At 66.7% G+C, this 24,913-nt stretch carries 29 protein-coding genes and 1 pseudogene; 12 read left to right on the forward strand and 18 right to left on the reverse strand.

Going from position 1 to position 24,913, the window contains the following annotated elements; genetic code table 11:
* Positions 1-501 carry a DUF6882 domain-containing protein gene (locus API01S_RS03830; RefSeq protein WP_061303214.1) on the reverse strand — a complete coding sequence of 167 codons (501 nt, stop codon included), beginning with the start codon at positions 499-501 and terminating at the stop codon, positions 1-3.
* 156 nt (positions 502-657) lie between these two features.
* On the opposite strand from API01S_RS03830, the gene API01S_RS03835 reads away from it, so the two are divergent.
* Together API01S_RS03835 and API01S_RS03840 are read left to right on the forward strand one after the other, a co-directional pair.
* Positions 658-1,170 carry a MarR family winged helix-turn-helix transcriptional regulator gene (locus API01S_RS03835; protein WP_061303215.1) on the forward strand — a complete coding sequence of 171 codons (513 nt, stop codon included), beginning with the start codon at positions 658-660 and terminating at the stop codon, positions 1,168-1,170.
* A complete protein-coding gene (locus API01S_RS03840; protein ID WP_061303218.1) occupies positions 1,167-1,991 on the forward strand; it encodes a hypothetical protein in 825 nt (274 codons plus the stop codon). The genes API01S_RS03835 and API01S_RS03840 overlap by 4 nt, the downstream gene beginning before the upstream one ends.
* A gap of 17 nt (positions 1,992-2,008) precedes the next feature.
* Here the strand turns inward: API01S_RS03840 and API01S_RS03845 are convergent, their stop codons facing one another.
* Positions 2,009-2,758 carry an SDR family oxidoreductase gene (locus tag API01S_RS03845; RefSeq protein ID WP_061303220.1) on the reverse strand — a complete coding sequence of 250 codons (750 nt, stop codon included), beginning with the start codon at positions 2,756-2,758 and terminating at the stop codon, positions 2,009-2,011.
* A gap of 103 nt (positions 2,759-2,861) precedes the next feature.
* On the opposite strand from API01S_RS03845, the gene API01S_RS03850 reads away from it, so the two are divergent.
* On the forward strand, positions 2,862-3,779 hold the full coding sequence (locus API01S_RS03850) for a LysR substrate-binding domain-containing protein (RefSeq protein ID WP_061303221.1): 918 nt from the start codon (positions 2,862-2,864) through the stop codon (positions 3,777-3,779).
* A gap of 6 nt (positions 3,780-3,785) precedes the next feature.
* On the opposite strand, the gene gstA is transcribed toward API01S_RS03850, so the two are convergent.
* On the reverse strand, positions 3,786-4,400 hold the full coding sequence (gstA, locus tag API01S_RS03855) for a glutathione transferase GstA (protein WP_061303223.1): 615 nt from the start codon (positions 4,398-4,400) through the stop codon (positions 3,786-3,788).
* A 106-nt stretch (positions 4,401-4,506) separates the two neighbouring features.
* On the opposite strand from gstA, the gene API01S_RS03860 reads away from it, so the two are divergent.
* From API01S_RS03860 to API01S_RS03870, 3 genes are all read left to right on the forward strand, one after another.
* Positions 4,507-5,400 carry a LysR family transcriptional regulator gene (locus tag API01S_RS03860; RefSeq protein WP_061303225.1) on the forward strand — a complete coding sequence of 298 codons (894 nt, stop codon included), beginning with the start codon at positions 4,507-4,509 and terminating at the stop codon, positions 5,398-5,400.
* Between the two features lie 79 nt (positions 5,401-5,479).
* Positions 5,480-6,286, forward strand: a complete 807-nt coding sequence (locus API01S_RS03865; protein WP_061303227.1) for a DUF169 domain-containing protein — start codon at positions 5,480-5,482, stop codon at positions 6,284-6,286.
* Positions 6,287-6,325: 39 nt separating this feature from the next.
* Positions 6,326-7,015, forward strand: coding sequence for an HAD family hydrolase (locus API01S_RS03870; protein ID WP_061303229.1), 690 nt, complete (start codon positions 6,326-6,328; stop codon positions 7,013-7,015).
* Between the two features lie 50 nt (positions 7,016-7,065).
* On the opposite strand, the gene API01S_RS03875 is transcribed toward API01S_RS03870, so the two are convergent.
* A complete protein-coding gene (locus API01S_RS03875) occupies positions 7,066-7,989 on the reverse strand; it encodes a LysR family transcriptional regulator (RefSeq protein ID WP_061303864.1) in 924 nt (307 codons plus the stop codon).
* A 137-nt stretch (positions 7,990-8,126) separates the two neighbouring features.
* On the opposite strand from API01S_RS03875, the gene API01S_RS03880 reads away from it, so the two are divergent.
* Entirely contained in the window at positions 8,127-9,329 is a 1,203-nt protein-coding gene (locus API01S_RS03880) for an MFS transporter (protein ID WP_061303231.1), read from the forward strand.
* A gap of 104 nt (positions 9,330-9,433) precedes the next feature.
* On the opposite strand, the gene API01S_RS03885 is transcribed toward API01S_RS03880, so the two are convergent.
* From API01S_RS03885 to API01S_RS03930, 10 genes and pseudogenes are all read right to left on the reverse strand, one after another.
* Positions 9,434-10,438 (reverse strand): DMT family transporter, encoded by a 1,005-nt coding sequence (locus API01S_RS03885; protein WP_061303232.1) that lies wholly within the window; start codon positions 10,436-10,438, stop codon positions 9,434-9,436.
* A gap of 84 nt (positions 10,439-10,522) precedes the next feature.
* Positions 10,523-11,392 carry an AraC family transcriptional regulator gene (locus API01S_RS03890; protein ID WP_061303234.1) on the reverse strand — a complete coding sequence of 290 codons (870 nt, stop codon included), beginning with the start codon at positions 11,390-11,392 and terminating at the stop codon, positions 10,523-10,525.
* A 148-nt stretch (positions 11,393-11,540) separates the two neighbouring features.
* The gene (locus API01S_RS03895; protein WP_061303236.1) at positions 11,541-12,815 is read right to left on the reverse strand and encodes an RNA polymerase sigma factor; all 1,275 of its coding nucleotides are present in this window, start codon (positions 12,813-12,815) and stop codon (positions 11,541-11,543) included.
* Complete coding sequence (locus API01S_RS03900; RefSeq protein ID WP_050730372.1) at positions 12,812-13,219, reverse strand: VOC family protein; 408 nt, start codon at positions 13,217-13,219, stop codon at positions 12,812-12,814. Before API01S_RS03900 ends, API01S_RS03895 begins: the two co-directional genes overlap by 4 nt.
* Positions 13,220-13,245: 26 nt before the next feature.
* Complete coding sequence (locus API01S_RS03905; protein ID WP_006219866.1) at positions 13,246-13,656, reverse strand: YciI family protein; 411 nt, start codon at positions 13,654-13,656, stop codon at positions 13,246-13,248.
* A 136-nt stretch (positions 13,657-13,792) separates the two neighbouring features.
* Positions 13,793-14,210 (reverse strand): annotated as a pseudogene (locus API01S_RS03910) (PIN domain-containing protein).
* Entirely contained in the window at positions 14,207-14,458 is a 252-nt protein-coding gene (locus API01S_RS03915) for a FitA-like ribbon-helix-helix domain-containing protein (protein ID WP_156487058.1), read from the reverse strand. Before API01S_RS03915 ends, API01S_RS03910 begins: the two are co-directional and overlap by 4 nt.
* A gap of 95 nt (positions 14,459-14,553) precedes the next feature.
* Complete coding sequence (locus tag API01S_RS03920) at positions 14,554-14,907, reverse strand: YciI family protein (RefSeq protein WP_006219862.1); 354 nt, start codon at positions 14,905-14,907, stop codon at positions 14,554-14,556.
* A 161-nt stretch (positions 14,908-15,068) separates the two neighbouring features.
* Complete coding sequence (locus API01S_RS03925; protein ID WP_006219861.1) at positions 15,069-16,154, reverse strand: OmpA/MotB family protein; 1,086 nt, start codon at positions 16,152-16,154, stop codon at positions 15,069-15,071.
* Positions 16,151-17,032: a motility protein A gene (locus tag API01S_RS03930; protein ID WP_006219860.1), complete on the reverse strand. Its 882-nt coding sequence runs from the start codon at positions 17,030-17,032 to the stop codon at positions 16,151-16,153. Before API01S_RS03930 ends, API01S_RS03925 begins: the two co-directional genes overlap by 4 nt.
* 364 nt (positions 17,033-17,396) lie before the next feature.
* On the opposite strand from API01S_RS03930, the gene API01S_RS03935 reads away from it, so the two are divergent.
* The 3 genes from API01S_RS03935 to API01S_RS03945 are packed head-to-tail and all read left to right on the forward strand — an operon-like array spanning position 17,397 to position 20,304.
* Positions 17,397-19,412, forward strand: a complete 2,016-nt coding sequence (locus tag API01S_RS03935) for an NYN domain-containing protein (RefSeq protein WP_061303240.1) — start codon at positions 17,397-17,399, stop codon at positions 19,410-19,412.
* A 36-nt stretch (positions 19,413-19,448) separates the two neighbouring features.
* Positions 19,449-19,955: a 2-thiouracil desulfurase family protein gene (locus tag API01S_RS03940; protein ID WP_061303242.1), complete on the forward strand. Its 507-nt coding sequence runs from the start codon at positions 19,449-19,451 to the stop codon at positions 19,953-19,955.
* Positions 19,945-20,304: a hypothetical protein gene (locus API01S_RS03945; protein ID WP_061303244.1), complete on the forward strand. Its 360-nt coding sequence runs from the start codon at positions 19,945-19,947 to the stop codon at positions 20,302-20,304. The genes API01S_RS03940 and API01S_RS03945 overlap by 11 nt, the downstream gene beginning before the upstream one ends.
* 156 nt (positions 20,305-20,460) lie before the next feature.
* On the opposite strand, the gene API01S_RS03950 is transcribed toward API01S_RS03945, so the two are convergent.
* The 3 genes from API01S_RS03950 to API01S_RS03960 all read right to left on the reverse strand — a co-directional run bounded on the left by API01S_RS03950 (position 20,461) and on the right by API01S_RS03960 (position 22,708).
* On the reverse strand, positions 20,461-21,438 hold the full coding sequence (locus API01S_RS03950) for a Bug family tripartite tricarboxylate transporter substrate binding protein (protein ID WP_061303246.1): 978 nt from the start codon (positions 21,436-21,438) through the stop codon (positions 20,461-20,463).
* A gap of 122 nt (positions 21,439-21,560) precedes the next feature.
* The gene (locus API01S_RS03955; protein ID WP_061303248.1) at positions 21,561-22,157 is read right to left on the reverse strand and encodes a hypothetical protein; all 597 of its coding nucleotides are present in this window, start codon (positions 22,155-22,157) and stop codon (positions 21,561-21,563) included.
* 128 nt (positions 22,158-22,285) lie between these two features.
* A complete protein-coding gene (locus tag API01S_RS03960) occupies positions 22,286-22,708 on the reverse strand; it encodes a carboxypeptidase regulatory-like domain-containing protein (protein ID WP_254598498.1) in 423 nt (140 codons plus the stop codon).
* A 101-nt stretch (positions 22,709-22,809) separates the two neighbouring features.
* On the opposite strand from API01S_RS03960, the gene API01S_RS03965 reads away from it, so the two are divergent.
* Positions 22,810-23,430, forward strand: coding sequence for a TetR/AcrR family transcriptional regulator (locus API01S_RS03965; protein WP_006219853.1), 621 nt, complete (start codon positions 22,810-22,812; stop codon positions 23,428-23,430).
* A gap of 39 nt (positions 23,431-23,469) precedes the next feature.
* Here API01S_RS03965 and API01S_RS03970 read toward each other — a convergent pair whose 3' ends face one another.
* Entirely contained in the window at positions 23,470-23,865 is a 396-nt protein-coding gene (locus API01S_RS03970; RefSeq protein WP_006219852.1) for a hypothetical protein, read from the reverse strand.
* A gap of 112 nt (positions 23,866-23,977) precedes the next feature.
* Here API01S_RS03970 and API01S_RS03975 point away from each other — a divergent pair, with 112 nt between their 5' ends.
* On the forward strand, positions 23,978-24,856 hold the full coding sequence (locus API01S_RS03975) for a LysR family transcriptional regulator (RefSeq protein ID WP_061303254.1): 879 nt from the start codon (positions 23,978-23,980) through the stop codon (positions 24,854-24,856).
* Positions 24,857-24,913 lie beyond the last annotated feature (57 nt).

Here is a 24,913-nt window from a genome sequence, read left to right on the forward strand (position 1 = left end):
TCACGCGTCGTCGTGCGTGCGTGATTGCGCCGACAGTCGGATCTCGCCGAACGTCATCCAGACGTACGCGGTGTCCGACGCCTGCGCGCGATACGTACCGCAGGCTTGCCCCAGCCGCATCGCCACGGCGGCAAACTCCCAGGCCTGCGCGTCGTCGCACTGGACCATGCGGTGCGTGTAGGCGGGCAGCCCGTGCGCACGCCCGAACGCCAGCGCCAGTTGCGCATGTTCCGACAGCGCTTGCGGCACGGAGGGGTGGTCCCAGCCCCAAAGAAAACTGCCGTCGGCCGTGTTGGACGTGCCCACGATCTGCACGGGCGCTGTCGCCGTGATGCCGCCGGGCAGTTGGAACACGATGCTCTCGTTGTCCATGTCCACGGACCAGCGCTCGGCTTCGTCCAGATGCCAGGTGGCGCAATGCGCGCTGGTGGCGGCTTGCATGCCCTCCATGCTTTGCGCGATGTAGGCCTGGACGTCGAAGGGCGGCGTGGTGTCAGTCATGCTGGGCGAGGCTTTGAAGGGGAAAGATGGGGATGATAGGGCATCGGAGGCGGGGCGGCGTCATTTGCCAAGAAATAGTTAGGCGCCTTACGATATGCGCTTTCGTGCTCACGTACTTCAGGAAACCCACCCGTGCCATCTCCCGCCACGCATCCGATGCTGGAACCCAAACACCGGGCGCTGCTCGACGAAGCCGAGCGCCGTGGCTTGCGTTCGGCCGATGACATCGGCTTGTGCTTTCAACTGCTGTCGCTGGCCTCGGCCATCGACCGCGACTGCGCGGCCCGGCTTGCGCCGCGCCAGTTGTCGGAAGGCAAGTTCGTGCTGTTGTTCCTGCTGCATGAAAAGCACAATGGCTTGTCGCCCCATCAGTTGGCCGAGCGCGCGGGCGTGACGCGCGCCACGGTCACGGGCTTGCTGGACGGGTTGGAGCGTGACGGCTACGTGATTCGACAAGCCGGCGAAGAAGACCGGCGCAAGGTCACGGTAACGTTGACCGCCAAGGGCAGGTCGACAGCCGCAACGCTGTTCAAGGAACACACGTCCTGGATCGCCTCCTTGTTTAGCGGCCTGAGCCCGCAAGACAAGGCGCAACTGAGCACGCTGCTGACGCGCGCGTGGCACGGCACCGACGCCGGCAGCGCGGCAGTGGACAAGGAGACCAAATGAGCGCAGCCAAATCCAAGCGGGCGGCACCCAGCGCCGCGCCGACTTCGCCTACGGGCCGTGGCGTGAAAGACATCAAGCCCGAGCGCCTCGCGCAACTGAATGCCGGCGCGCCCGCCACCACGCTGACGGAATGCCTGGCGGTAGACTTCGCCGCCTTGATGCAGGCGGTGGCGCCCGAGGCTGGCGCGGAGGCGATTGCGCAAATGCGCGCACACGCGGCCACCGGTATCTCCAAGCGCATGGCGGTGGCGGCGCAGGTGTTAAGTGAAGCTCTCGGGGCCGATTGTGAATCGCGGCTGGCCACGCACGCGTCGGATACCGTGCGCGGCTGGGCGTGTTTCATGATCGGCGGCTTGCCCGATCTGGCTCCCCGCGCGCGGCTGGCGCGGATACGCCCCTTGGCCGACGACGCGCACTTTGGTGTGCGCGAATGGGCCTGGCTGGCGTTGCGGCCCGCCCTTAGCGCCGACCTGGATGCATCGATGAAGGCATTGCTGCCCTGGACCCGCGCCGCGTCGCCGCGCGTGCGCCGCTATGCCAGCGAATGCCTGCGTCCGCGCGGGGTCTGGTGCACGCACATCGCCGCCCTCAAGGCCGACCCTTCAATTGCCTTGCCGCTGCTGGAACCGCTGCGCGCCGACCCGGAAATCTATGTGCAGGATTCCGTGGCGAACTGGCTCAATGACGCCAGCAAAGACCACCCTGACTGGGTCCGCGAGGTCTGCGCGCGCTGGCTGGCGGGCACGCCCGACCCGGCCACCATCCGCATCTGCCAGCGCGCGCTGCGGTCGATCGGCGCTGCGGCCGGCAAGGGCAGATAGCGGCCGCGCTCCGTCGTTCAAAGCTGGCTCATCCCGCCATCCACGATGATCTCGGTGCCCACGATAAACGCCGACTCCGGCGCGGCCAGGTGCAGCACGGTCGAGGCCAGCTCCTGCGGCGTGCCGAAGCGGCCCAGCGGGATCTGCACCTGGATGCCAGCGGCGGTCTTTTCCAGGTCGGCGGCGGCCAGGCCCAGCTTGCCGTAGATGGGCGTGGCAATCGGGCCGGGGCTGACGACGTTGACGCGGATGCCGCGTGGCAGCAATTCCGCCGACAAGGTCTTGGCCAGCGAGATCAGCGCGGCCTTGCTGGCGGCGTAGATGGACGAGGCCGGCATGCCGATGTGTGCGTTGATGGACCCGTTCAGCACGATGGATGCGCCAGCATTCAACAAGGGGCTGAGGGCCTGCAACTGAAAGAACACGCCCTTGATATTCGTGTTGAAAGTCTGGTCCCACAGATCTTCGGTGGCCTCTTCAAGCGTGGCGAACTTGGCGATGCCGGCATTGACGAACACCGCGTCAAGGCGCACACCGTCTGCCTTCAATGCCTCTGCCAGCTCGGCGGCCGCACCCGGCGCGCCGGCCGCGTTGCGGATCGCCAGCGCATTGCCGCCCAGCGCGCTCCGGGCCGCCTCCAGCGCGGCCTCGTCGCGGCCGGTGACGATGACGCGGGCGCCTTCGGCCGCGAACGCCTGGGCTGCTGCCAGGCCGATGCCGCTGGTGCCGCCGGTGACCAATACGGTCTTGTGTTCAAAACGGTTCATGGTGATCTCCTTGGGAGTCGTTCGATAAGGTGTAGCCATGTTGCGCCTGGGCAGCCGCTTTGTCGTACGATCTTTCGGATGAACACGTTCGAAGGAATTGCACATGTTGACCGCCAATGAACTGGCGCTATTGGAAGCCATCAGGGATAGCGGCAGCCTGTCGCGCGCGGCGGCAAAGCTGGGCAAGGCCCCGTCCTCGGTGTCGCATGCAGCGCGCCAACTGGAAGAACGATTCGACGCGCTGCTGTTCGACCGCCGCCGCTACCGGCTGCAACTGACCCCGGCCGGGCAATTGCTGGCCGAGGAAGCCGCCCGGCTGATGCTGGACGTGTCGCGGCTGACCCAGCGGGTCAAGCAGGTAGCCAGCGGCTGGGAAGACCGGCTGCACATCGTCAGCGACGAGATCCTGGAATTCGAACTGATGTCGCCCTTGATCCAGGCGTTTGACCGGCTGGCCTCCGGGGTCAGCCTGCGCATGACGCACGAAGTGCTGGGCGGAACCTGGGAAGCGCTGCGCGAAGGGCGCGCCGACCTGATCGTCGGGGCGACCAACGAGCCGCAAGCGATGCCGAATCTGCAATGGGCTGAATTGGGGGTGATGGAGTGGCTGTTCGCGGTGGCGCCGCGCCATCCGCTGGCCAGACAGAAAGCCCCGTTGGCGCAGGACCAGATCCAGCAGCATCGCGCGGTCGTGGTGGCGGACACCTCGCGCGGGGCGGCGGCGCGGGGCTACGGCCGGGTAAGCGGGCAGGCCGTGCTGGCCGTGCCCACCATGCGCGCCAAGATCCTGGCGCAGCGCGACGGGCTGGGCGTGGGCTGGGTGCCGCGCCATCGCGTGGCTTCGCTGCTGGCGCGCGGCGAATTGCTGGAAATGGCGACCGAGACGCCGCGCGAGCCTAACGTGCTGTATCTGGCATGGCGCGGCGGCCACGAAGGCCGGGCGCTGAAGTGGTGGTTGGAGCAACTGCGGCAACCCACCGTGGCGACGACGCTGATGCGTGGCGTGGACGCGTTTCGATAGCCGCCGTCAGGCCGCGACCGTCAGCCCTTCGGCGGCCAGCGCGGCCATGACGGCGGGTCGCCTGCCGATACGCATCATGTAGTCCGCCAGCGAGGGCCACCGAGCCAGGTCTATGTCAAAAAATCCCGACCAGCGCAACACTGTATATAGATAAGCGTCGGCCACGCCGAAGCGCTCGCCAAGCAGGAACGGATGCGATTGCAGGGAACCCGCCAGATAGTCCAGCCGCTTTTCCAGCCGCGCCTGCCACCAGGTGCGCGCATCGGCAGGCAAGGCCCGATTGAACAGCGGCCCGAAGCCGCCATGGATTTCGGTGCTGATGAAGTTCAGCCATTCCTGCAAGCGGTTGCGGTCCCAGGTGCCGCTGGGCGGGGCCAGCCCGGCCTGGGGTTTCAAGTCGGCCAGATACTGCACGATGGCCGGCCCTTCGGTCAGCACCTGCCCATCGTCCCGTTGCAGCGCGGCGACGTAACCCTTGGGGTTGATCGCCAGGAAGTCGCCGCCATCCTCGCAGCGCTTGGTTTGATTGTTCACGCGCACCAGCGTGAAGGGCAGGCCCAGTTCGCGCAGCACGATGTGCGGCGACAGGGAGCAGGTGTCGGGGGCGTAATACAGCTTCATCGGTGGGTCCTACGGTTGATCCATGCCAGAAAAGAAAAGCTTGGGGCCACGGCTGCCATGCGTAAAATTAATTCTTCAAAAATCTGGAATAAGCAGGGCTGATGCCATGATGAATCTGATGCACTGGCGGCTGATGTTGGCCGTGGCGGACGCCGGCAACATCACGCACGCGGCGGCCGAGGTGGGCATGACCCAGTCCGGCGCCAGCCAGGCCATCGCCAATCTCGAAGACATGCTGGGCGCGCCGCTGTTCACCCGCGAACGCCGGCAGACGTTGCCCACCGCCCTGGGCCTGCGCGTGGCGGACGAGGCGCGGACCATGCTGGACGCCTTGGGGCGGATCCAGTCCATCGCTCAAGACGCGCGCGGCGTGGCGCGCAGCACGTTGCGGCTGGCCAGTTTTCCCATGGTGTTCTCGACCATCTTGCCGCCCGTCCTGCGGCGCTTTCGGCAATTGCACCCGGCGTTCGAGGTGGTGTCGCTGGAAGCCTCGGATGATGAAGTCGAAGCCTTGCTGGCGGCGGGCGCCGTGGACGCGGGCGTCGTGCTGAACCCCGCACCCGACCGGCACGTGTGCCCGCTGGGGCAGGACGAGTGGATGGCGGTGCTGCCCGCCGCGCATCCGCTGGCTCGCGCGGGCAATGCCATCGATCTGGCCGAACTGGCCGCGCAACCTTTTGTGCTGGCCACGGGCGGGTGCAGCGTGCACGCGCAAAGCGTGGCGCAGGACGCCGGCATCGCCATCGCCGACGTGCGCGCCACGGTGCAGGAATGGAGCAGCGCGTTCACCCTGGTGCGCGAAGGGCTGGGCGTGTCGCTGGTGCCTGCGCTGACCTTGCCCGACAATCGACGCGGCCTGCGCGTGCTGCGTCTGGCAACGCCGCTGTTCCGCTCGTTCGCCCTGGCCGCCTCCGAGGAGGCGGCGGACAGCGCGCCCGTCCTGGCCTTGTTTTCGATGCTGCGTTCCTTGCAAGATGACGGGGTTGCGCCGGCTGGCTAGCGGGTTTCAGACATCCGATGCGCCGCGCATACTCAACACATACACAACAGTCCGAAGGACAGATATGGAAGAGACAACGATGGAAGAGACAAGGCCAGACGCGGCCCTGAACTGGCCGCAATTGGTCGACGAGCTGAACAAGCTGCTGCGCTTGAAGACCACCGTTATCGGCATGAAGCTGTTTGAAGACGAAGCGGACATGGCGGCCATCAAAGGCCTGCGGCGGCCGCAGGCCACGCACACCACCGACCAGATCGTCGGCATGGCGGCGCGCCTGGGGTGGACGGTAGGCATCACCGGCGATGATCTGGTCGGTGCGCAGTGCCGCGCGGTGATCGGCCTGGGTCCGCAGGACGAGCAATGGAAAAGCGGCAAGGACTACGTGGGCGTGTGGCACGCCACCGAAGCCGATGCGCGGGCGCGCCAGGAGGCGCTGTCCTGTGTGCCGGCGGGCAGGTATCGGGGTCTGGTGGTGTCGCCTTTGGCGTCGGCGCGCCTGGATCCGCCAGACATCTGCCTGATCTACGCCACGCCGGGGCAAATGATCATTCTGATCAACGGCTTGCAATGGAAAAACTACCGCCGTTTTGACTGGAGCGTGGTGGGCGAGACGGCCTGTGCGGACTCCTGGGGCCGCGCGCTGGCGACCGGCGAACCGAGCCTGTCCTTGCCCTGTTTCGCCGAACGTCGCTACGGCGGCGTGCCCGATGAAGAAATGCTGATGGCGCTGCCGCCGCGCTATCTGCCCATCGCCATCGAAGGCATGAAGGCGCTGGCCGCCAACGGCCTGCGCTATCCGATTGCGCCGTATGGCATCCAGAACGATGTGCGGGCCGGCATGGGGGTGAGCTATGCGCAGCCGCCTGCGGCGGGCAAGCCGTCATGACCGGGGTCTATGATGGATGCCGACCTTGTTGGAGCCGATATGCAGCCATCCACCCCCCGCCTCGTGATATTCGATTGCGATGGCGTCCTGATCGATAGCGAAATCATTGCCGCGCGCGCGCAATCGCATGCCTTGGCCGAACATGGCATCGAGATCACGCCCGAGCAGGCCGCGCACCGTTTCGCGGGCATACCCGACGCCGACATGTGGCAGACGCTGCAAACCGAAAACGCCTGCGCCTTGCCCGATGACTTTGCGCGGCAATATGCCGAACGTCTGGCGCATACGTTCCGCCAGGAATTGCGGGCCTTGCCGCATGTGCATGAAACAGTGGCCGCGCTACGCGCGCGCGGCGTGGACATTTGCGTGGCTTCCAGCAGTACGCCGCCCAAGCTGGAAGCGGCGCTGAAGCTGGTAGACCTGTGGGACGCGTTCGCACCCAACGTGTTCAGCACGGCGCAGGTGGCCCATGGCAAGCCCGCGCCGGACGTGTTCCTGTTCGCAGCCCGCCAGATGCGCGCGGCGGTGCTCGATTGCGTGGTGGTCGAGGACAGCGTGCCGGGTGTACGCGCCGCTTGCGCCGCGCGCATGCGGGCGGTGGGCTACGTGGGCGCGTCCCACAATGGTCCTGACCAGCGCCAGCGTTTGCTGGACGAAGGGGCGTTCGCGGTCATCGATGACTTGAGCCAGCTGCCGGACCTGCTCTGGCCGGGACCAGCAAAGGCTTGATCCTTTTATTGCACGCAACACGCAACACGCAGCACGCCGCACGCGCACCATCAGCCGGGCGATGCCCCTTCGACGCTGGCGCCCACCGCCTCCGCGAACGCGCGCGCGGCGGGGCCCAGCGGCATGTCGATGCGGTGCGCCAGGTACGTCTCGGTGGCTACCTGGCTGCCGCGTCCCAGGCTGCGCGTGGGCAGGCGGACCAGCCGGCCGTCGGCCAGGTCGTGTTCGACCTGCCATAGCGGCAGCCGGCCCCAACCCAGGCCCGCCACGATCAACGCGTGCTTGGTGTCCTGACCGCTGACGCGGCAGGTCTGCGGCGACAGCACCGAAAAATCCCGTCCTTCGCTCAGACCCGACGGATCGGACTGCACGATCTGCAAATGGTCGGCCATTTCGGGTGCGCCCAGCGCGCCGGCGCTTGCCGCGTGCCGCGCCAACGGGTGGCTGGCGCCGACGACGGCCACCATCTGCACTGACGACAAGGCCTGCACCGCGATGCGAGGATGGCGGAAGTGTTCGCCGGCAATGATGCCCAGCGTATGGCTGCCCGACAGCAGCGCATCGATCGGGCCGCCCAGTGGAAGGACCGCCACGCGCGTCGCCACCGTGGGATATCGATCGTGCATGGTTTTCAATGCCGCGCCCACCGTGGCGATGGGAAACAGGGTGTCCACCACCAGCGAGAGTTCCAGTTCCACCCCCGTGCCCATGCCTTGGGCGCGCGCTCGCATGGCGTCCACGCGCAGCAGGATGTCGCGGGCATTGGCCAGCAGCGCCTGACCTTGCGGCGTCATGACGGGGCGATGCCCGGCGCGGTCAAACAGCGTCACGCCCAATTGCAGTTCCATATTGGCGATGGCGTGGCTGACCGCCGATTGCACGCGGGACAGGCGCCGGGCAGCCGCGCGGAAGCTGCCGGCGTCCGCCACGGCGGCAAAGACGCGCAATTGGTCCAGGGTCAGGGCGTCTATCATCGGGCGGATTCGGTCGGGCGGTTCAGTGGGGCGTTCGGCGGCATCGGTCAATTCGACTGATCTATTTTGTCGATCATTTTCATCTAAAGATTATCCCTTCTCAAGATCGCCGGCGACGGGCATGCTGGCGCCTTCGCATGAGCAAAGAGGCAGGCATGAACCAGGGTGAAACCCGATGGGCCGGGGTGCTGGCCATTGTGGGCGCGGGCGTGGTGGCGTCGTTGCAGGTGGGCAAGGTCATCATCGCCGCTCCTTTGTTGCGCCAGGACATGGGGCTGGATCTGGCGTCGATCGGCACGTTGACCGCCGTGTTCTCCATCCTGGGCGTCTTGGGAGGCATCGCCGCCGGCGGCGTGATTGCGAGGTTCGGCGCGCGCCGCATGTTGCTGCTGGGCTTGTTGGCGACGGCGCTGGGCACGGCGCTGGGCGCCATGGCGCCCGGCTACGCATGGTTGCTGGCTTCCCGCGTGATCGAAGGTCTTGGATTCCTGATGATTACCGTGGCCGGCCCCGCCGCCTTGCAGCGCCTGGTGTCCGCGTCCGGGCGCGATTTCGCCTTTGCGCTCTGGAGCTGCTACATGCCGACCGGCATGGCCATCGCGATGCTGGCGTCGCAGGCGTTTGACCGTTGGCAGGCAGTCTGGTGGTGCGCGGGCGCGGCGGTGGTCGTGTCGCTGGTGAGCGTGGCGGCGCTGCTGCCGGCCGGGCAAGCGACCAACCCGGCGCCCCTGTCCTGGCGTGGCATGCGGCAGGATACGGTCGACACGCTGGGCGCGAGAGGCCCGGTGCTGCTGGCCCTGTCATTCACGCTCTACAGCCTGATGTTCTTCGCGCTGTTCACCTTCCTGCCGGTGCTGCTGATGGACCAACTTGGCCTGACGCTGGCCCAGGCGGGCCTGTACAGCGGCATCGCCAGCGCCGCCAACATCATCGGCAACCTGAGCGCGGGCGTGCTGCTGGCGCGCGGCTGGCGGCGATCCACGCTTATCGCCTGCGCCAGCGTCACGATGGGGCTGGTGGCGTTGTTGATCTTCCGATCCGTGCTGCCGGCCATGCCGACCTTCCTGTTGTGCGTATTGTTCTCGGCGGTGGGCGGCCTGATTCCCGCCACCTTGCTCGGCACCGCGCCGCTGGTTGCGCCTCGTCCTGCGTTAAGCGCGGCATCGGTCGGGCTGGTCATGCAGGGCAGCAACCTGGGGCAGGTGATCGGACCGGTCACGGTGGGCGGCGTGATCGACCGCTTTGGTTGGGGGGCGGCGTCCTACATCGTGCTGGCGGCGGGACTGGGCGGTTTGGTGATTGCCGCGGCGTTGCGGCGGGTGCGCGCGATCACTCAGTAGCCAGCGCCGGCAGGGGTTCTAGGTTCATCGCGCGCAGCAGTCAGGGCGGGCTCCGGGTTGCTTCTCATCGCGCGCAACGGTCAGGACGGGCACTGGGCTGCATCTCATCGCGCGCGGCGGTCAGCGCTGGCGCTGGGTTGATCCTCATCGCGCGCGGCAGCCAGTACCGGCACCGGCTTGACCCGCACCGCGCGCAGTACGCCCACCATCAGGCAGGCGATGCCCACCAAGGTCAAGGGCTGCGGCATCGTGCCGCGCAGGATGAAGGCGTAGGCCAGTGCGGCCAGCGTTTCAAAGACGATGAGCTGGCCGGCCAGCGCGGTGGGCAGGCGCTGGCTGGCTTCGTTCCAGCACAGCGTGCCCAGCCACGACGCGAACAGGCCGATGGCGATCATCAGGCCCAGGAATCGTTCAGGATTGGGGCCCAGCGGCATGTCGAAGCGGCTGCCGGTAGCGGCCATGCCCGCCCATAGCAGCGCGTAGCCGGCCAACGCCAGCGGCAGGGTCGCCACGCCTTGCGCGGTGGCCCAGGTGCTGGGGCTGCGGTCGGGATGGGCGCGCAGCCAGTCGGCGTTTCGCAGCGGATACCAGGTCCAGCAGGCGACAGCACCTAGCGCCAGCAGCGCGCCCACCGCGTAGCGCGACAGATCCGCATCGGCGTCCTGGCGCAGTGCTTGCAGCTCTACCTGGTTGACGCAGCCGATACCCAGCGCGATCAAGGCAAGCGACGGCGCCAGGCGTTTCCACGGCAGCTTGCCGTCGCGGCGCGCGTTGCGCAGATTGGCGCAGACGGCGATCACCACCGGCAGCGTGCCGATGATCATCGTCGGCACGGGACCGCCCGCCCGTTGGATGGCGCTGGCCAGGCACAGGTAGTACAGCAGGTTGCCGATGGCGGCCAGTTTCAGCGCCTCGATCCAGTCGGCGCGGCGCAGTTGTCGCAGCCGATTGCGGTCCAGCCAGGCCAGGGGCAGGGCGATCAGGCCAAACGCCAGGTAGCGCGCCACCGATTGCAGCGCGGCCGGGTATTCGGGCAGCAGCAAGGGCCCCACGAACACCAGCCCCCACATCAGGCCGGCGGCCAGCGCGTAAAGGGTTCCTGCCCACATGTCCTGCTCTCCTGCGTATCGATGCGGGCAGTCTAGCGAGCGCGGGCAGGGCAATCTTGTACCAGATTGCGGTGTGGGCAGCGGCTATCCGCGCACTTGCTTCTGATAGCGGGCAGGGGTGACGCCATAACGGCGCGAAAACGCTCGCGTCAGATGGGCCTGATCGGTCAGGCCAGCCGCCAATGCCACCTGCGCCGGCGCAACGCCGTCCGCCAGCAGGCGCTTGGCTTCGAACAGCCGCAGCGCCATCAGCATCTGCTGTGGCGTGGCGTGATAGTGCGACTGGAAGCGGCGCAGGAAATGGAACGGGCTCAGTTGCGCCACCGCCGCCAGTTCGTCCAGCGTGAGGCGGCGCGACAGGTTCGCCCGCAGGTAGTCGATGACCGGCGTGAAGCGGGGCGCGCCTTCGGGCGCTGCCTGGCGCGGCACCTGGGCGTGGCGACGGAATTCAGCGAGCAGCGTGTAGAGCGCGCTGTCGAACGCCAGCGGTTCTTGCGCCTGCCACAAGGTATCGAGCAGCGCCGTGACGCGTTGCGCGCTGGCGGTGTCGTGGCCCACGGCGGTGTCGAACCACCAGCCGGCTTCGCCCGACACGCGCGCCACCACGTCGGGGTCGATGTAGACCATGCGGTAGCGCCAGCCGCCTTCCGTTTCGGCGCGGCCGGTGTGCAGTTCATCCGGGTTCATCAGCACGACGGAGCCCGAAGGCGCCAGATGATCCGCGCCGCGATAGCGGAAACGCTCGACGCCGGATTCGATGGCGCCCAGCCCATAGGCTTCGTGCGTGTGCGGTTCGAAGGCGTGGCGGACGATGTGGGCGCGGTACAGCTCGATGCCGGGTTGATGCGCCGCGCGGCGAAATTGCGCGCGGTCATTGGGATGGTCGAACGCCTCCGGCACACCGGTCAGGGCGTAAGTGTCTTGGGTGGATGAGGCGGCGTGCGAGGATGCCATGTGATGGATTTAAGCACGGCGGGAATTCGGGGGCGGTCTGCGTTTGCGCCGGGTAAGGCAAGCATCAAGGCCACGGAGAGTTCCGAGGCCACGGCTGGTCCCGAGGCCACGGCTAGTCCCAAGGTCGCGGCCGCCCACACCCCCCCCCTTACGCCTGCATCGCCTGGGCGCGCGCCAGCAGCAGATCGCGTTCGCGAGCGTTGCGCGTCATGCCGGCCGCGCGTTCGAATTGCTCCCGCGCCTCACCGTTGCGGCCCAGCTTGGCCAGCAGGTCGCCCCGCACGCTGGGCAGCCAGTGGTAGTTGGCCAGGGCGGGTTCGACGGCCAGCGCGTCAACCAGATCCAGCGCCGCCTGCGGCCCGAACGCCATGCCTACGGCCACCGCGCGGTTCAACGCGACCACGGGCGACGGCATCCGTTGCAGCAGCGCGTCGTAAAGAGCCACGATGCGCGGCCAGTCGGTGGCGTCCGGCGTGGGCGCGCGCGCGTGGCAGGCGGCCAGTTCGGCCTGCAAGACGTAGGGACCGGGCGCGCCGCCCAACGCGGCGGCGCGCGTCAGCGCGGCCAGCCCGCGCCGGATCAGCAGCGGGTCCCAGCGCGCGCGGTCCTGGTCCATCAGCAGGACTGGCCGGCCGTCCGCATCCGTGCGGGCATGCAGGCGAGAGGCTTGCAGTTCCATCAGCGCCGCCAGGCCGTGGACTTCCGCATCGTCGGGCGTCAGTTCGGCCAGGATGCGGCCCAGGCGCAGCGCTTCGTCGCAAAGCGCTGGCCGCATCCAGTCGTCGCCCAAGGTGGCCGAATAGCCTTCATTGAAGATCAGGTAGATGACTTCCAGCACGGACGCCAGCCGTGCCGCGCGGTCCTGCCCGCGCGGCACCTCGAACGGCACCTTGGCCGCCGTCAGGCTGCGCTTGGCGCGCACGATGCGTTGGGCAATGGTCGATTCCGACGCCAGGAAGGCGCGCGCGATCTCGACCGTGGACAGCCCGCCCAGCAGCCGCAAGGTCAATGCGACGCGCGCCTCGGTACTCAGCACGGGATGGCAGGCGGTGAACACCAGGCGCAGCAGGTCGTCGCCGATGTCGTCCTGGCGAGCGGCGTCCAGGGCATCGACGAAATCGGGCTCGACGTCCGCCTGCAACGCCTCCAGTTCGTGGCCGATCTGTTCGTGCTTGCGGGTGTGCAGCGCGTTCAGGCGCAAGCGGTCGCGGGCACGGTTCTTTGCGGTGGTCATCAGCCAGGCTCCGGGGTTGTCCGGCACGCCGGTGTCGGGCCAGCGTTCCAGGGCGGCCACCAGCGCATCCTGCGCCAGTTCCTCGGCCAGCCCGACGTCGCGCACCAGCCGCGCGACGCCGGCGATGACGCTGGCGGCCTCGATCCGCCAGACCGCCTCGATGGCGCGGTGCGTGGCCGCCTGCGTCATGCCTGCTGGGCCTGCATGGGCGCCATGTGCACCAGTTCCCAGATATGGCCGTCCAGGTCTTCGAAGCCATGCGCGTACATGAAACCGTGGTCCTGCGGCTCACGCGGCGCGGTGCCGCCCGCGGCGACGGCGCGCGCGACCAGGTCATCGACCTCGGCGCGGCTTTCGCAGGACAGGCAAATCAGCACTTCGGTCGCCTGGGTGGCGTCCACCAGCGGCTTGCTGGTGAAGCCCTGGAAGAACTCGCGCGTCAGCAGCATGGCGTAGATGTCATCGCTGATGACCATGCAGGCGCCCTGGTCGTTGGTGAATTGCGGGTTGAACGTAAAGCCCAGCTGCTTGAAGAAGGCTTGCGATTTCTGCATGTCGCCGATGGCGATATTGACGAAGATCTGCTTGTGCATGAGGGGTCTCCAGGGTGTGCGGGGGATCAGTGGCTGGCGCCGGTCAGGTCGCGAAAGCGCTCGACTTCCTTGCTGGGCGCGAATTCGTCCAGTTCGAACAGCTGGCGCACTTCGATCTCGCAGGGCCGGCCGGGAAAGGGCTGCGGAAAGCGCAGCGCCCATTGCATGGCTTCCTCGCGCGAGCGCGCTTGAATCAGGGTGTAGCCGGCGATCAGCTCTTTGGTTTCGGCGAAGGGGCCGTCGATGACCTTGCGCTGGCCGTCCGCATACTGCACGCGCCAGCCCTTGGACGTGGGGTGCAGGCCGTTGGCGTCGAGCAGCGCGCCGGCTTTGGCCAGCGCTTCGTGGTAGGTCAACATCGAGGCCAGCAGGCTGTCGTCGGGCATCAGGCCGGCTTCGCTGTCGGGGGTCGCGCGCACGAGGATCATGAATCGCATGGAATCTCTCCTTGGGGTGGGACATCGCCGCCTGGATTTCCGGGGATTTCAAGCGGCTTGTACAGGACGACGAACGCGCACGGCTCAGATCGACAACATCACTGCGATCCTAGGGTAAACACTGAATAAATCCCCGCTATTGCCCCCACGGGTTGATGACGGGCACGCCCAGGGCTTCGAAGGGCTGCACGTCCCGGGTTGCCACGCTCATGCCGTGCGCGGCGGCCGTCGCCGCGACGTACCCGTCCGTGGCGGTGATTGCCCGGCCCGAGGCTCGCGCGCGACATCAGCGCGCCGTAGTGGCGGCTTGCCGGACCGTCAAAGGCCAGCACCCGCCCGGCAAACAGCGCCAGAACTTGTTGTTCCAGGTTTTGTTGCAAGGCGTCGCGGCGTTTGCCGGCCGGCAGGCACGCGACGCCGAAGCGCAATTCGGCCACCGTGACGGCCGACAGGAACAAGGTATCCAGCGCTTGCTTGTCGATCCATTCAATGACGGCGCCGGCCGGCGTCTGGCGCAGCGGCTCGGAGATGACGTTTGTGTCCAGCAGAATCATTCAAACCTCGGTGGCGCGGCGGCAGACGTGTCCCGTTGGTGGAACAGGGCGGCTTCCTTGCCGGTGATCTTGGCTTGGCGGCCGATCTGCGCAAGCAGGGAACCCAGCTTGACGCGACCATCCGGCTTGACGGCTTCTTCGAGAATGGCGCGCACCTCGGCCTCGGTGCTGCGGCCATGTTGCACGGCGCGCAGACGCAGGGCGCGGTGCACTTCCTCTGAAATATTTCGGACAGTGAGCATAGGCATGATGCAGATGTCCAGAGGCAGAAAGTGCATGCACTCTAGGAAATTGCAGTCAAATTGGCAACCTTTGGATGGCGGCCCGGGAGCGTGCCGGGACGTTACATGAAGCATGGCCCAAGCTCCCGCACTTCGACCGTCGCCCATTGCGCTGCCGGGCACTCGGCGGCCAGCGCCAATGCTTCTTCGCGGGTGTTGCAGGTCAGCAGGAAAAACCCGCCGATCATTTCCTTGGCTTCCGCGTAGGGGCCATCCATCAACGAACGCTCGCCGTTGCGCACCTGTAGCCGGACGCTTTCGGATTCGGACTTCAGGGATTCGGCGCTGACGAGCAGGCCACGGCTTTTCAGGTCTTCCGCGTAGCGCACCATCTGCGCATAGGCTTCGCGGCCTTCATCGGGAGTGCGCTGCGCGCGCTGGCCCACGGGTTCAACGATGAGCAACATATAGGACATGTCATTTCCTGTGTCTGGCCAAAGGCCGCTGAGGCGAGCTTAACGCCGCCGGCCCGCGACACGCCAGCCCGGAAGGGATGCTTTTGTCAGCCTTCCGATCGTGCCGCGCGCGAATAAAAAAAACCGGCAAGCGCCGGTTTCTTGTGCTGACCACACCGCGCTCAGGAGCGCGCGGGTGTCGATGTCGGGTGCGAGGCCGGCGCGCTGGCGGCGGACTCGGCCGGCTTGGGCTGACTAGCCTTGGGAGCCGCCGCTGCCGGGGCCTGCGGCTCGGCGGCCGGAGCCACCGTCGAAGCGCTGGCCGGCGCTTTCGCCGACGCAGCCGGAGACGTGGCCGGGGCCGCCTTGGCAGCCGCCTGCTTGGGCGCAATATCCATGATCAGTTCGACGCGGCGATTGGCGGCGCGGCCGGCCGGCGTGTCGTTCGTTTCGATGGGCCGTGTTTCGGCGTAGCCCACGGCGCGCAGGCGCTCGGGCGCGACGCCGTCGTGCACCAGCTCGCGCAGCACGCTGGTGGCGCGGCTGCTGGACAGCTCCCAGTTCGAGGCGAACTGGCGCGTCTGGATCGGCACCGGGTCGCTATGGCCTTCCACCGACACCTGGTACGCGTTTTTATTCAGGATGCCGGCCAGGCGCTTGATGACGTCCAGGCCGGACGGGCTCAACGTGGCCTGGCCCGACGGGAACAGCAGCTCGTTGCTGATGCGGAAGCTGACCGACTGTTCATTGATGATCACGTCCACCGACTTGGCCAGATCGCCCAAGCCCAGGGACTCCTTGGACGGGGCCTTCAAAGGCGGTGCGGCCTCGGCCACCGTCACGCCGTCTTCAACGGCAGCGGCCTCGGCGACGGCAGGAGGCGGGGGCGGTTCGGCCCAGCTGGCGGGAATGGACACCGCGTCGAACTCGGAGTATTCGCCGTCGTATTTGGGCAGACCAGCGGCAGCCAGCGTGCCGACCAGCTCGATAGGTTTGTCGGACGCTTGCGTCGCCTGGCCGTGCAGGCGCGACACGGCCAGCATCACCACCAGCATCGCCAGCAGCAGCGTGATCAGATCCAGGTAGCTCAACAGCCAGTTCTCGGCGTCCTGCTCCGGCGTTTCGTCAACGTGCCAGCGGGCGTAGCGGTCCTTGCGGTCGCTTTTGCTGGGCCGCCAGCCGCTGTTGTCCGCGGCTTTCTGCGCGCGCAGTTGGGCCTGGCGGGCCTGTTCGATCCGCTGCGCCAGGGAGGGTGAAATCAGGCTCATTGACGCGCGGGTGCCGGACGGGTGATGGACACGGGCTGCGCGGCCGGCTTGAGCTGGCCTTCGGTCTTGGGCTTGGCCGGGACCTTGGAGCCGGCTGCGCCCTGGCCGCCGTCATAGATTTCGTCTTCGACGTGCAGCACGAAGGAATTGAGCGTTTCGCGCACCACGGCCGGGCCGCGCTTCTCGCACATCATCGAAATGCCTTGCAGCACCATGTTCATGGACTCGACGCGGCGCGCGGTGCGGCGTTCGAGCTTGAGCGCGATCGGCTTGCAGATCAGGTTGGCCAGCAGGATGCCGTAGAAGGTCGTCATCAGGCCCACGGCCAGGTGCTGGCCGATCATCGTCATGCTGCCGTCGCCCAGCACGGCCATCAGGTTGATCAGTGCGACCAGCGTGCCCAGCATGCCGAAGGCGGGCGCGAACGTGGCCATCACGCGGAACATCTGCGCTTCGGCCTGTTCGCGGGCACGCAAGCGCGCCACGCGCCATTGCAGCACTTCAATGATCTGGTCTTCCGGGGTGTTGTCGATGATCAGCTGCACACCCGTGCGCAGGAACGGGTTCGAAACCTTCTTGAGTTCCTGCTCGACCTTGTGCACGTCCGTGTTCATCCACAGCTGCGCCATCGACACCAGTTCTTCGATGTCGCGCTGCTGGTCGTGCTGGTCATTGCGGAACACCGTGCGCACCAGCTTGAAGATGCGTAGTACTTCCGGCAGCGGATAGGCGATGAACAGCGCCGCGCAGGTGCCGCCCAGCACGATGGCCAGGCCGGGCAGGTTCAGGTACATGCTGGCGTCGGTGGCGGACAGCGCCACGACGATGACTAGGGTAAGCAGGCCGACGGCGGCGCCGATGAGGGTAGACGGATTCATGGATCTTGCCCGAAGGGTATGGCACGCCGAGCCGGAATGCCGGATTGTCGGGAATTCTAGCCAGCAGGCGGGCGAGTCAATCCGTCGGAAAGCGGGGGGAAAGGGCCGGTAAGCGCCGGCTTACGGCTGGGCGTCAGGTCTGGACCGGGGGCGTCGGAAACGGGGCCGGGTCGGGCTGGAGCCGGGGCAGCAATGCCCTTGAAACTGGGTCGGGCCGGGTCTGGGATGACGCGGCGATGGACCCTGGCCGACACCGGGCGATACAGAAATCGCGCCCGTCCGAAGGAGGCGAAGCCGGATATGTATATCATGAGCGCTATCTGGCGGCCCGAAGGACGTGGCCGCCGCGGCTTTGGAGAAGAAAATGACTACCCCCAACGAAAACGTCAGCATGGCGCTTTTCTGCGACTTCGAGAACGTGGCGCTGGGTGTGCGTGACACCAAATACCAGAAGTTCGACATCCGGCCCGTGCTGGAGCGCCTGCTGCTCAAGGGCAGCATCGTCGTCAAGAAAGCCTATTGCGATTGGGAACGCTACAAGGAATTCAAGGCCCCGATGCACGAGGCCAACTTCGAACTGATCGAAATTCCGCACGTGCGCCAATCGGGCAAGAACTCGGCCGACATCCGGCTGGTCGTGGACGCGCTGGACTTCTGCTACACCAAGTCGCACGTCAATACCTTCGTGATCATCAGCGGTGATTCCGACTTTTCGCCGCTGGTGTCCAAGCTGCGCGAGAACAACAAGAAAGTGATCGGCGTGGGCGTCAAGCAATCCACGTCCGACCTGTTGATCGCCAACTGCGACGAATTCATTTTCTACGACGATTTGGCCCGTGAAATCCAGCGCACGGCCGACGCCCGTCGCGACAATCGTGGCGGCGCCAATGCAGGCTCGGGTCAGCGCCGCACGCCGGACGAGGAAAGCCGCCGCAAGGAAGAGCTGGAAGCCCGCAAGACGCAGGCCGTGGACATGGTTGTCGAGACGTTCGAGGCGCTGATGGCCGAACGCGGCGACAGCGGCAAGATCTGGGCGTCGGCGCTGAAAGACGCGCTTAAGCGCCGCAAGCCCGACTTCAACGAGTCCTACTACGGCTTTCGCGCGTTCGGCAACCTGCTGGACGAAGCGCAATCGCGCGGGTTTCTGGATGTGGGCCGCGAAGAGAAATCCGGCACCTATGTGTATCGGGACAGCAACGACGCCGCACCGGCCGTGAACCGCGCGGGCAGCGGCCACGGCGCGCGCGCCGCGCAACCGCGTCAAGCGGTCGCGGCGGAATCCGAGGATGCACAGGCCGATACGGTTCAGGAAGAAACGCAATCTCGCTCGTCGCGCAAATCGCGTGGCGGTCGCCGCTCGGGCCGGGGCAACAGCCTGCCGGTCGAGCAGGGCGTGAACGAGGTGGTGGACGCCGCGCCGGCGCAAGGCGCGTCAGACCAGGCATCGGCGGCCACGGATTCGTCGGTGCAAGCACCGGCCATGGCCGAGGCCGGATCGTCGGCAGACGAACACGCGCCTGTCACGGCTCGGGACGAAACGCGCGGCGGATCGCGCAATGAGTCGCGCAATGAGTCACGTAGCGGCTCGCGGAACAGCTCGCGGAATAATTCCCGGCACGGAGCGCGCAACGAGGGGCGCAACGAAGCTCGCAACGAAGGCGGCAACGAAGCGCGTAACGAAGGTCGCAACGAAGGTCGCAACGACGCCCGTCAGCAAAGCGCCAACGACGCGCGCGATGACGCTCCTTCCAACGCAGCGCAGGACGCCGCAGCCGCTGCTGCCGCTACCGCCGCGGCCGAGGAAGCGGCGCGTGTCGCCGCCGTCGAAGCCGCCAAGGTCGAGGCGATGCGCGCCGATGCGCTGGCCCGCGCCCAGGCGTCCAAGCCCGTGCAGCCGTCGCGCCTGCCGCCCATGCCGACGCCGTTGCCCCAGGCGCGTCAGCCGCTGCCGGCCGTGGACATTGCCGAATGGACGTTTGTGGAAGCGCCCGCCGAGTCGCGCCGCGAGTCGGCCAGCAAGACGCCCGCCAAAGTGAGCGACCCGTTCGAAGGGGCATCGGCTCGCGCGGCTGCGGAGTCCGCCGCACGCGCCGCAGCCACGCCGGAGCCGGCCAAGGCTGCCGCTAAGACGGCAACCAAGACGGCAACCAAGACCCCGGCCAAGACGGCGACCAAGACCGCAACGAAGACGGCTGCAAAGACGGCCACCAAGACCGCGGCGAAGACGGCAACCAAGACCGCCTCCAAGACGACCGCCAAGTCTGCCGCCAAGTCCGCATCGCCTGCCGACGACGACGCCAGCTCGACCGCCGACGCAACGCCCGCGAAGACGGCCAGCCGTGCTCGCCGGTCGCGCAAGACGGACGAATCGGCGTCCTGATCCTTCAGGCCGTCGTTCTTATCCTCGCGCGTTGCCATGCAATACGTGTTGATCAGTTCTTGCCTGTTGGGCAACCCCGTGCGCTACGACGGGCGCGGGGCGGCCCAGGTTGACCCGGTGCTGGCGCGCTGGCGCGACGAAGGCCGGGTCATACCGGTCTGTCCGGAAGTCGCGGGCGGCATGTCCGTCCCGCGCCCGCCGGCCGAGATCGAAGCGGGCCGTCGGGCCGCCGATGTGCTGGCCGGCCACGGCCGCGTCATCGCCGTCACGGGGCTGGATGTCACGCAGCCATTGGTGCAGGGTGGCCACGCGGCGCTGGCTTTGGCGCAGCGGCACGGCATCCGCGTCGCGGTGTTGAAGGAAGGCAGTCCATCGTGCGGCAGCGGCTATGTGTACGACGGGCATTTCGCCGGACAACGACAACCGGGCGTGGGCGTCACGGCTGAATTGCTCACCCGTGCCGGCGTGCGTGTGTTCAGCGAAAAACAATGGGAAGAAGCGCTGGCCTGCCTTGCGCGGATCGAGACGCAAGATGTTGATTAACGTCGTCGTGCTGCTGCTGGCGCTGCTGGCCCTGATGGGCCTGCTGTTTCGGCTGGCCGCGCCGCGTGGGCGGATGGCGAGCGGGGTGGATGCCAAACACGCGTCGGGGCCATCGCCGCTAAGGCGCTGGTGCCTGCGTATCGTCGGCGCATCGTGTCTGGCCTTGTCCGCCTTGTTCTTCTACGCCTGGTACGCGTTCTATTGGAAGTGGGACTTCAACGAACTGGGCCGCTATTACGATCCCGTGGATCAGGTCGTCTACACGACCTCCGGCTTCGTGTGGATCTTGCCGGCGACCTTGTTGCTGGCCGCCGGCGGGTTCTGTTCCTGGCGCGGATGGCGGCCTTGAGCGACTGGTGTTGACCGCACGCCACTGGCCGTGCGCCACTAGCCGTGCGCCACTAGCCGTGCGCCACTAGCCGTGCGCCACTAGCCGTGCGCCACTAGCCGTGCGCCACTAGCCGCACGCCACTAACCGTGCGCCCCTGACCGCACGCCACGACGCCTATTCGCTGCGTATATTCGCGGCCTTCACGATCTTGCCGTTGTCGTGGTATTCGCGTTGCACTTGCGCCGCGAACTGCTCGACGCTGCCCGGCGACATGATGTTCAGGGCGTCGGTCAGCGGCTTGCTGATCTCGGGCATGGCCGCCACCTTGTTGATCACCGCGTTCATGCGATTTCGAAACTCCGCGCTGGTCGTGGCGGGCGCGAAAAAGCCGAAGGTGGACGTCATGTTCGCCATCGGGTAGCCCAGCTCGGCAAAGGTCGGGGTATCGGGCCGGCCCGGCAGGCGGCTGGGTGAACCCACGGCCAGCAGCCGCAGCTTGCCTTCGTCGATCAGCGTGTTCACGGGCGCGGACGCGTTGACCAGCATCAGCGTGAACTGTCCGCCCAAGGCATCGGGCACCATCTGCGCCATGCCCTTGTAGGGTACGTGAGCAATGCGCACTTTCGCCTGGCCGTTGATCTGCTCCAGCATCAGATGTCCCAGCGACCCGACGCCCGCCGTCGCCAGCGAAAGCCCGTCCGGATCGGCGCGCGCCTGGTCCACCATGTCCTTGAAATCCTTGCCGCTGAACTTCGGCCCGCCCACCAGGTACACCGGCGAATACATGACCGCCGCCACCGGCGCCAGGTCTTTCAAGGGGTCGTACAGCGTCTTCATGACATGCGGCGACAGCGTCACCGGGCTGACGGCGGTAAAGCCCAACGTGTTCTCGTCGTGTGCGCGCGCGACAGCGTTCATGCCGATCATCCCGCCCGCGCCACCCCGGTTTTCCACGACGACGGGACGCGCCAATTCCGTGGCGAGCTTCTGCGCGAACGCGCGCGCGGTGTTGTCGACGATGCCGCCCGCGCCGTAAGGCACCACGATAGTCAGCGCCTGCGACTTGGCCTCGGTCTGGGCGAGGGCGGAAATCGAGACGGCGCAGGCCGCGCTGAATGCGCAAAGGCCCGCAAGCCGCTTGAAGTTGAACATGGCTTCCCCTGGTTGCGCGGCGTGTTCGCCGCATGCGTGGACGGCGCTTCAATGCAACGCGCCGGCATGCAGTGTGTGCAGGCCGGCGCGGGAGGACAAGCGGGAATACCCGGAAAGCGGGGTCAGTTTGCGCGGTAGCCTCGGCTGCTCATGCACGAATCCAGCGAATGGTTGTAGGTATCCACCATGACTTGCGTGGTCCATTGCGTGATGGTCGCCGGGTCATAGCCGCTCTGGTTCATGGCCCAACGCTGGCATTGCGCCGTGGCGTCGGCCTGTGCGGCGCTGACCTTGGGCGCGGATGCGTACTCCACCGGCTTGTACTGCGGCTCGGGCGCCGCCTGCGTGTACGGAACCACGGGCTCCGCATACAGCGGCGGCGCGGTATAGACGGGCGCGGCGTAGACCGGCGCGGCATAGATCGGCGGGCTGGTGTAGGCAACGCCCGGCGACGCGTAGACGCCGGTTTGCACATAGCCCGGGCCGGAGTCCGCCGCCAACAGCAGGCCGACTGCCGCCAGCGCGAATGCACCGCCGACCCACCATCCGGCCGAACTGCTGCCGCCACCACCATGGTGGTGATAGTTATTGCCGCCGTAATAGCCGCCGTGATAGCCACCGCCACCCCAGCCGCCGCCGTGTCCGCCAGCCATCGCCGGCGCGCTGGCGACGGCAAGCGCCAACGCCACAACAATCGCCCGGCCTGTAAACCGTTTCATGATCTTGCTCCTGTCCCGCCGCGTAACCGCTGCACTGATGCGTTGCAGGAATCCACGGCGACACCATTACTTTACTGCTGCGCGCCCGGCAAAATATGTTGCAAACGCTACGGCCATTTCAAGTGACTTCAAGGCGCGTCGCAGGGGCGGGAGTCGCCGCGTGGCAGTTTCACCACAAGCTTGGCGTCAAATTCGGAGGCGTCACGGTTCAGTGTTTCGTAAGTTTCATAACCGGGCTTCTCGACGCACCAGTTCCAGAAATAGATCTGGGCGCCGTGCAGCATCATCGATTCAGCCTGCCATTCGGACTTTGAATCGAAACGCGCCACGCCGTCCGGCGCGGTCGGGGCTTCCTCGCGGAATCGCTCTCTGCCATAGGGAAACGCGCTGGAAATGAGCACCACTCGCGCATCGGCAAGCGGCTGGGATTGAGCGTCCAGAACCGTCGCGTGCGCGGCGGGTTGCGTCGTCTTATAGACGGGGTAGGGAATGCAGCCGGTGACGCTGGCGACCAGCGCCGCAAGCAAAGCGACGCGCAGGATTCGATGCAAGGGGTGACTGGTGTGCCAGGCGTGTAACGAGTGTGTCATCAGGTCGTGAATTCGGTCCGGCAGAACTGGCGGAAAGGGAAAAACGGGTGTAATTTCACGCGATGATTACGGCACGACCCCCATCTTTATCGCAAGACAAGCGTCTTACCAAGGGTGAACGCACCCGCTTACAGCTACTGCAAGTCGCGGCGGCAGAATTCGCCGAACGCGGATTCCAGCATACCCGGATCAGCGACATCGTCGCCCGGGCCAGCGTCACCCAACCTGTCTTCTACCAATACTTTTCCAGCAAGCAAGCGGCTTACGACGAGCTGGTCGGCATGTTCGCGCAGCGCTTGCGCCGCGCCATCACCGAAGCGCGGCTGCCCGCCGACCTGCACGGCGCTCAACTGGCGATTCGCATACAGGGCGGCGTGTTGGGCCTGCTGGCGATCCTGCAGGAAGATCCCAACCTGACGCGCATCGGATTTTTTCAGGTGGCCGAGGCGGAAGCGCTCAAGGATGAACTGGTGGCGATGATCGCCGACAACGTTCGCGCCGAGCAGTCGGCAGGCCTGTTCCGTCCGGATATCTCCGCCGACTGGTTCGCGCAGTCGCTGATGGGCATCATCGAACGCTTCACACGTCAGCTGCCGGATGCACAGCAGCAGCAGGCGTTGGCGGAATTCATTACCGGACTGCTATTGGACGGCATCCGGCAGCCAGAACGACAAGCCCCTTAGCCGGGGCTTTTTTTTCGCGCCGTCGAAACCACCGTTCGCTCAGGCCCAGGTCTCGTGCAGATGCGCCCAACGCGGCTGGCCGTCCGCGCCGGCCGTAAACAACGCACTGGCGCGGCGCTGCGTGGCGCCGCCTTGCCAGGCGTGACGTTCGCAGTAAGTCAGCAGCGCCGAGGCGGCGTCCGCGTGGCGCACGGCCAGCTCATCGATCTGGATTTTCAGGCCCGGGCGCGATCCGCGCAGACCGGCGAACAAGGCCGGCAAGGCCCCGGATGGCAAGCGCTGCCCGTCGACCGAGATCATGGTGAAAGCGGGCGCAAAATCGTCCAGCAGCGCAGCCAACAGCGGTTCGGGCGCATCGGGCTGGCCGATCCATTGTTCGATCCGGGTGTGCGCGTCAAGCGCCATGCGCAGGCTGAGGGTAGAAAAATCGGTCATGTACAGCGTCGTGTGATCAACAGAGGAGCGTCATTCTAGGAAAGTCGGCGCGGCGGAAATACCGTCGGACGGTGGATATACTGTTCGGGTTTTTTTGACAATCAAACACGCCATGATCAACCTGAATCGCTTGCAGATGTTCGTTGCCGTGGTGGACGCAGGCTCGTTCACGGCGGCGGCCGACAGCTTGGGCACGACCAAGGCCGTCGTCAGCTTCAACGTCAAGCAGTTGGAACAGGAACTGGGCGTGGCGTTGCTGACGCGCAGCACGCGTCGGCTGGCGCTGACGCCGGCGGGCGAGGGCTTTCATGCCAGTTGCGCGCGCCTGCTGCACGATGCCGATGCGGCGGTCGATCAGGCGCGGTCCGGCCAGACGGCCTTGTCCGGCAGCCTGCGGGTGACGGCCTCGGTTGACTACGGCAACCGCATCGTCGTGCCCGCGCTGGCGGCGTTTGCGCGTCTGCATCCCGCGTTGCGGGTGGCCTATCAAGCCAGCTCCGCGCAGGCGGACCTGATCGGCGAGCGCCTGGACGTGGCGATCCGCGTGGGCGCATTGGCCGATTCCAGCCATCGCGCCACGCGCATCGGTGAATTTAAATTGCTGCTGGTGGCCAGCCCGGCGCTGCTGGCTGAACATGGCACGCCGCGTTCGCTGGATGCGTCGGCGGCCTTGCCGTGGCTGGCGAACCGGCCTGGCCGCAGCGATCATTGGCGTCTGACGGACAGCAAGGGGCGCGAGCACGCGTTACGCGTGGCGCCCGTGGCGCAGGCCGATACGGCCTCGGCCTTGCTGGCGTTTGCCGAGGCGGGCTGCGGCGTGGCGGCGCTGCCCGACTGGCTGCTTGAAGAACCCTTGGCGCGCGGCGCGTTGCAGCGCGTACTACCGTCTTACGCGCTGCCGCGCCAACCCGTGTACGCGGTGTATCCCGATACGCGCCACGTCAGCGCCAAGGTGCGGCGCTTCATCGATTTTCTGCGCACGGGGAAGTAGGGCCCGTCCGCACGGGACTCAGCCCGGGACTCAGCCCCGGCCTCAGCCCGGGACTGG

The organism is Achromobacter piechaudii NBRC 102461 (genome assembly GCF_001571245.1).
Classification (GTDB): domain Bacteria; phylum Pseudomonadota; class Gammaproteobacteria; order Burkholderiales; family Burkholderiaceae_B; genus Achromobacter; species Achromobacter piechaudii.

Coding starts and splice junctions, on each gene's coding strand:
- gstA (WP_061303223.1), bottom strand. CDS start 4,400: ATGAAGCTGTATTACGCCCCCGACACCTGCTCCCTGTCGCCGCACATC.
- API01S_RS03885 (WP_061303232.1), bottom strand. CDS start 10,438: ATGTGGGCAGGAACCCTTTACGCGCTGGCCGCCGGCCTGATGTGGGGG.
- API01S_RS03920 (WP_006219862.1), bottom strand. CDS start 14,907: ATGTCCTATATGTTGCTCATCGTTGAACCCGTGGGCCAGCGCGCGCAG.
- API01S_RS03860 (WP_061303225.1), top strand. CDS start 4,507: ATGATGAATCTGATGCACTGGCGGCTGATGTTGGCCGTGGCGGACGCC.
- API01S_RS03880 (WP_061303231.1), top strand. CDS start 8,127: ATGAGCAAAGAGGCAGGCATGAACCAGGGTGAAACCCGATGGGCCGGG.
- API01S_RS03915 (WP_156487058.1), bottom strand. CDS start 14,458: ATGCCTATGCTCACTGTCCGAAATATTTCAGAGGAAGTGCACCGCGCC.
- API01S_RS03865 (WP_061303227.1), top strand. CDS start 5,480: ATGGAAGAGACAAGGCCAGACGCGGCCCTGAACTGGCCGCAATTGGTC.
- API01S_RS03835 (WP_061303215.1), top strand. CDS start 658: ATGCTGGAACCCAAACACCGGGCGCTGCTCGACGAAGCCGAGCGCCGT.
- API01S_RS03930 (WP_006219860.1), bottom strand. CDS start 17,032: ATGAATCCGTCTACCCTCATCGGCGCCGCCGTCGGCCTGCTTACCCTA.
- API01S_RS03975 (WP_061303254.1), top strand. CDS start 23,978: ATGATCAACCTGAATCGCTTGCAGATGTTCGTTGCCGTGGTGGACGCA.
- API01S_RS03950 (WP_061303246.1), bottom strand. CDS start 21,438: ATGTTCAACTTCAAGCGGCTTGCGGGCCTTTGCGCATTCAGCGCGGCC.
- API01S_RS03890 (WP_061303234.1), bottom strand. CDS start 11,392: ATGGCATCCTCGCACGCCGCCTCATCCACCCAAGACACTTACGCCCTG.
- API01S_RS03935 (WP_061303240.1), top strand. CDS start 17,397: ATGACTACCCCCAACGAAAACGTCAGCATGGCGCTTTTCTGCGACTTC.
- API01S_RS03940 (WP_061303242.1), top strand. CDS start 19,449: ATGCAATACGTGTTGATCAGTTCTTGCCTGTTGGGCAACCCCGTGCGC.
- API01S_RS03895 (WP_061303236.1), bottom strand. CDS start 12,815: ATGACGCAGGCGGCCACGCACCGCGCCATCGAGGCGGTCTGGCGGATC.
- API01S_RS03850 (WP_061303221.1), top strand. CDS start 2,862: ATGTTGACCGCCAATGAACTGGCGCTATTGGAAGCCATCAGGGATAGC.
- API01S_RS03905 (WP_006219866.1), bottom strand. CDS start 13,656: ATGCGATTCATGATCCTCGTGCGCGCGACCCCCGACAGCGAAGCCGGC.
- API01S_RS03870 (WP_061303229.1), top strand. CDS start 6,326: ATGCAGCCATCCACCCCCCGCCTCGTGATATTCGATTGCGATGGCGTC.
- API01S_RS03945 (WP_061303244.1), top strand. CDS start 19,945: ATGTTGATTAACGTCGTCGTGCTGCTGCTGGCGCTGCTGGCCCTGATG.
- API01S_RS03840 (WP_061303218.1), top strand. CDS start 1,167: ATGAGCGCAGCCAAATCCAAGCGGGCGGCACCCAGCGCCGCGCCGACT.
- API01S_RS03875 (WP_061303864.1), bottom strand. CDS start 7,989: ATGATAGACGCCCTGACCCTGGACCAATTGCGCGTCTTTGCCGCCGTG.
- API01S_RS03965 (WP_006219853.1), top strand. CDS start 22,810: ATGATTACGGCACGACCCCCATCTTTATCGCAAGACAAGCGTCTTACC.
- API01S_RS03970 (WP_006219852.1), bottom strand. CDS start 23,865: ATGACCGATTTTTCTACCCTCAGCCTGCGCATGGCGCTTGACGCGCAC.
- API01S_RS03955 (WP_061303248.1), bottom strand. CDS start 22,157: ATGAAACGGTTTACAGGCCGGGCGATTGTTGTGGCGTTGGCGCTTGCC.
- API01S_RS03845 (WP_061303220.1), bottom strand. CDS start 2,758: ATGAACCGTTTTGAACACAAGACCGTATTGGTCACCGGCGGCACCAGC.
- API01S_RS03925 (WP_006219861.1), bottom strand. CDS start 16,154: ATGAGCCTGATTTCACCCTCCCTGGCGCAGCGGATCGAACAGGCCCGC.
- API01S_RS03900 (WP_050730372.1), bottom strand. CDS start 13,219: ATGCACAAGCAGATCTTCGTCAATATCGCCATCGGCGACATGCAGAAA.
- API01S_RS03830 (WP_061303214.1), bottom strand. CDS start 501: ATGACTGACACCACGCCGCCCTTCGACGTCCAGGCCTACATCGCGCAA.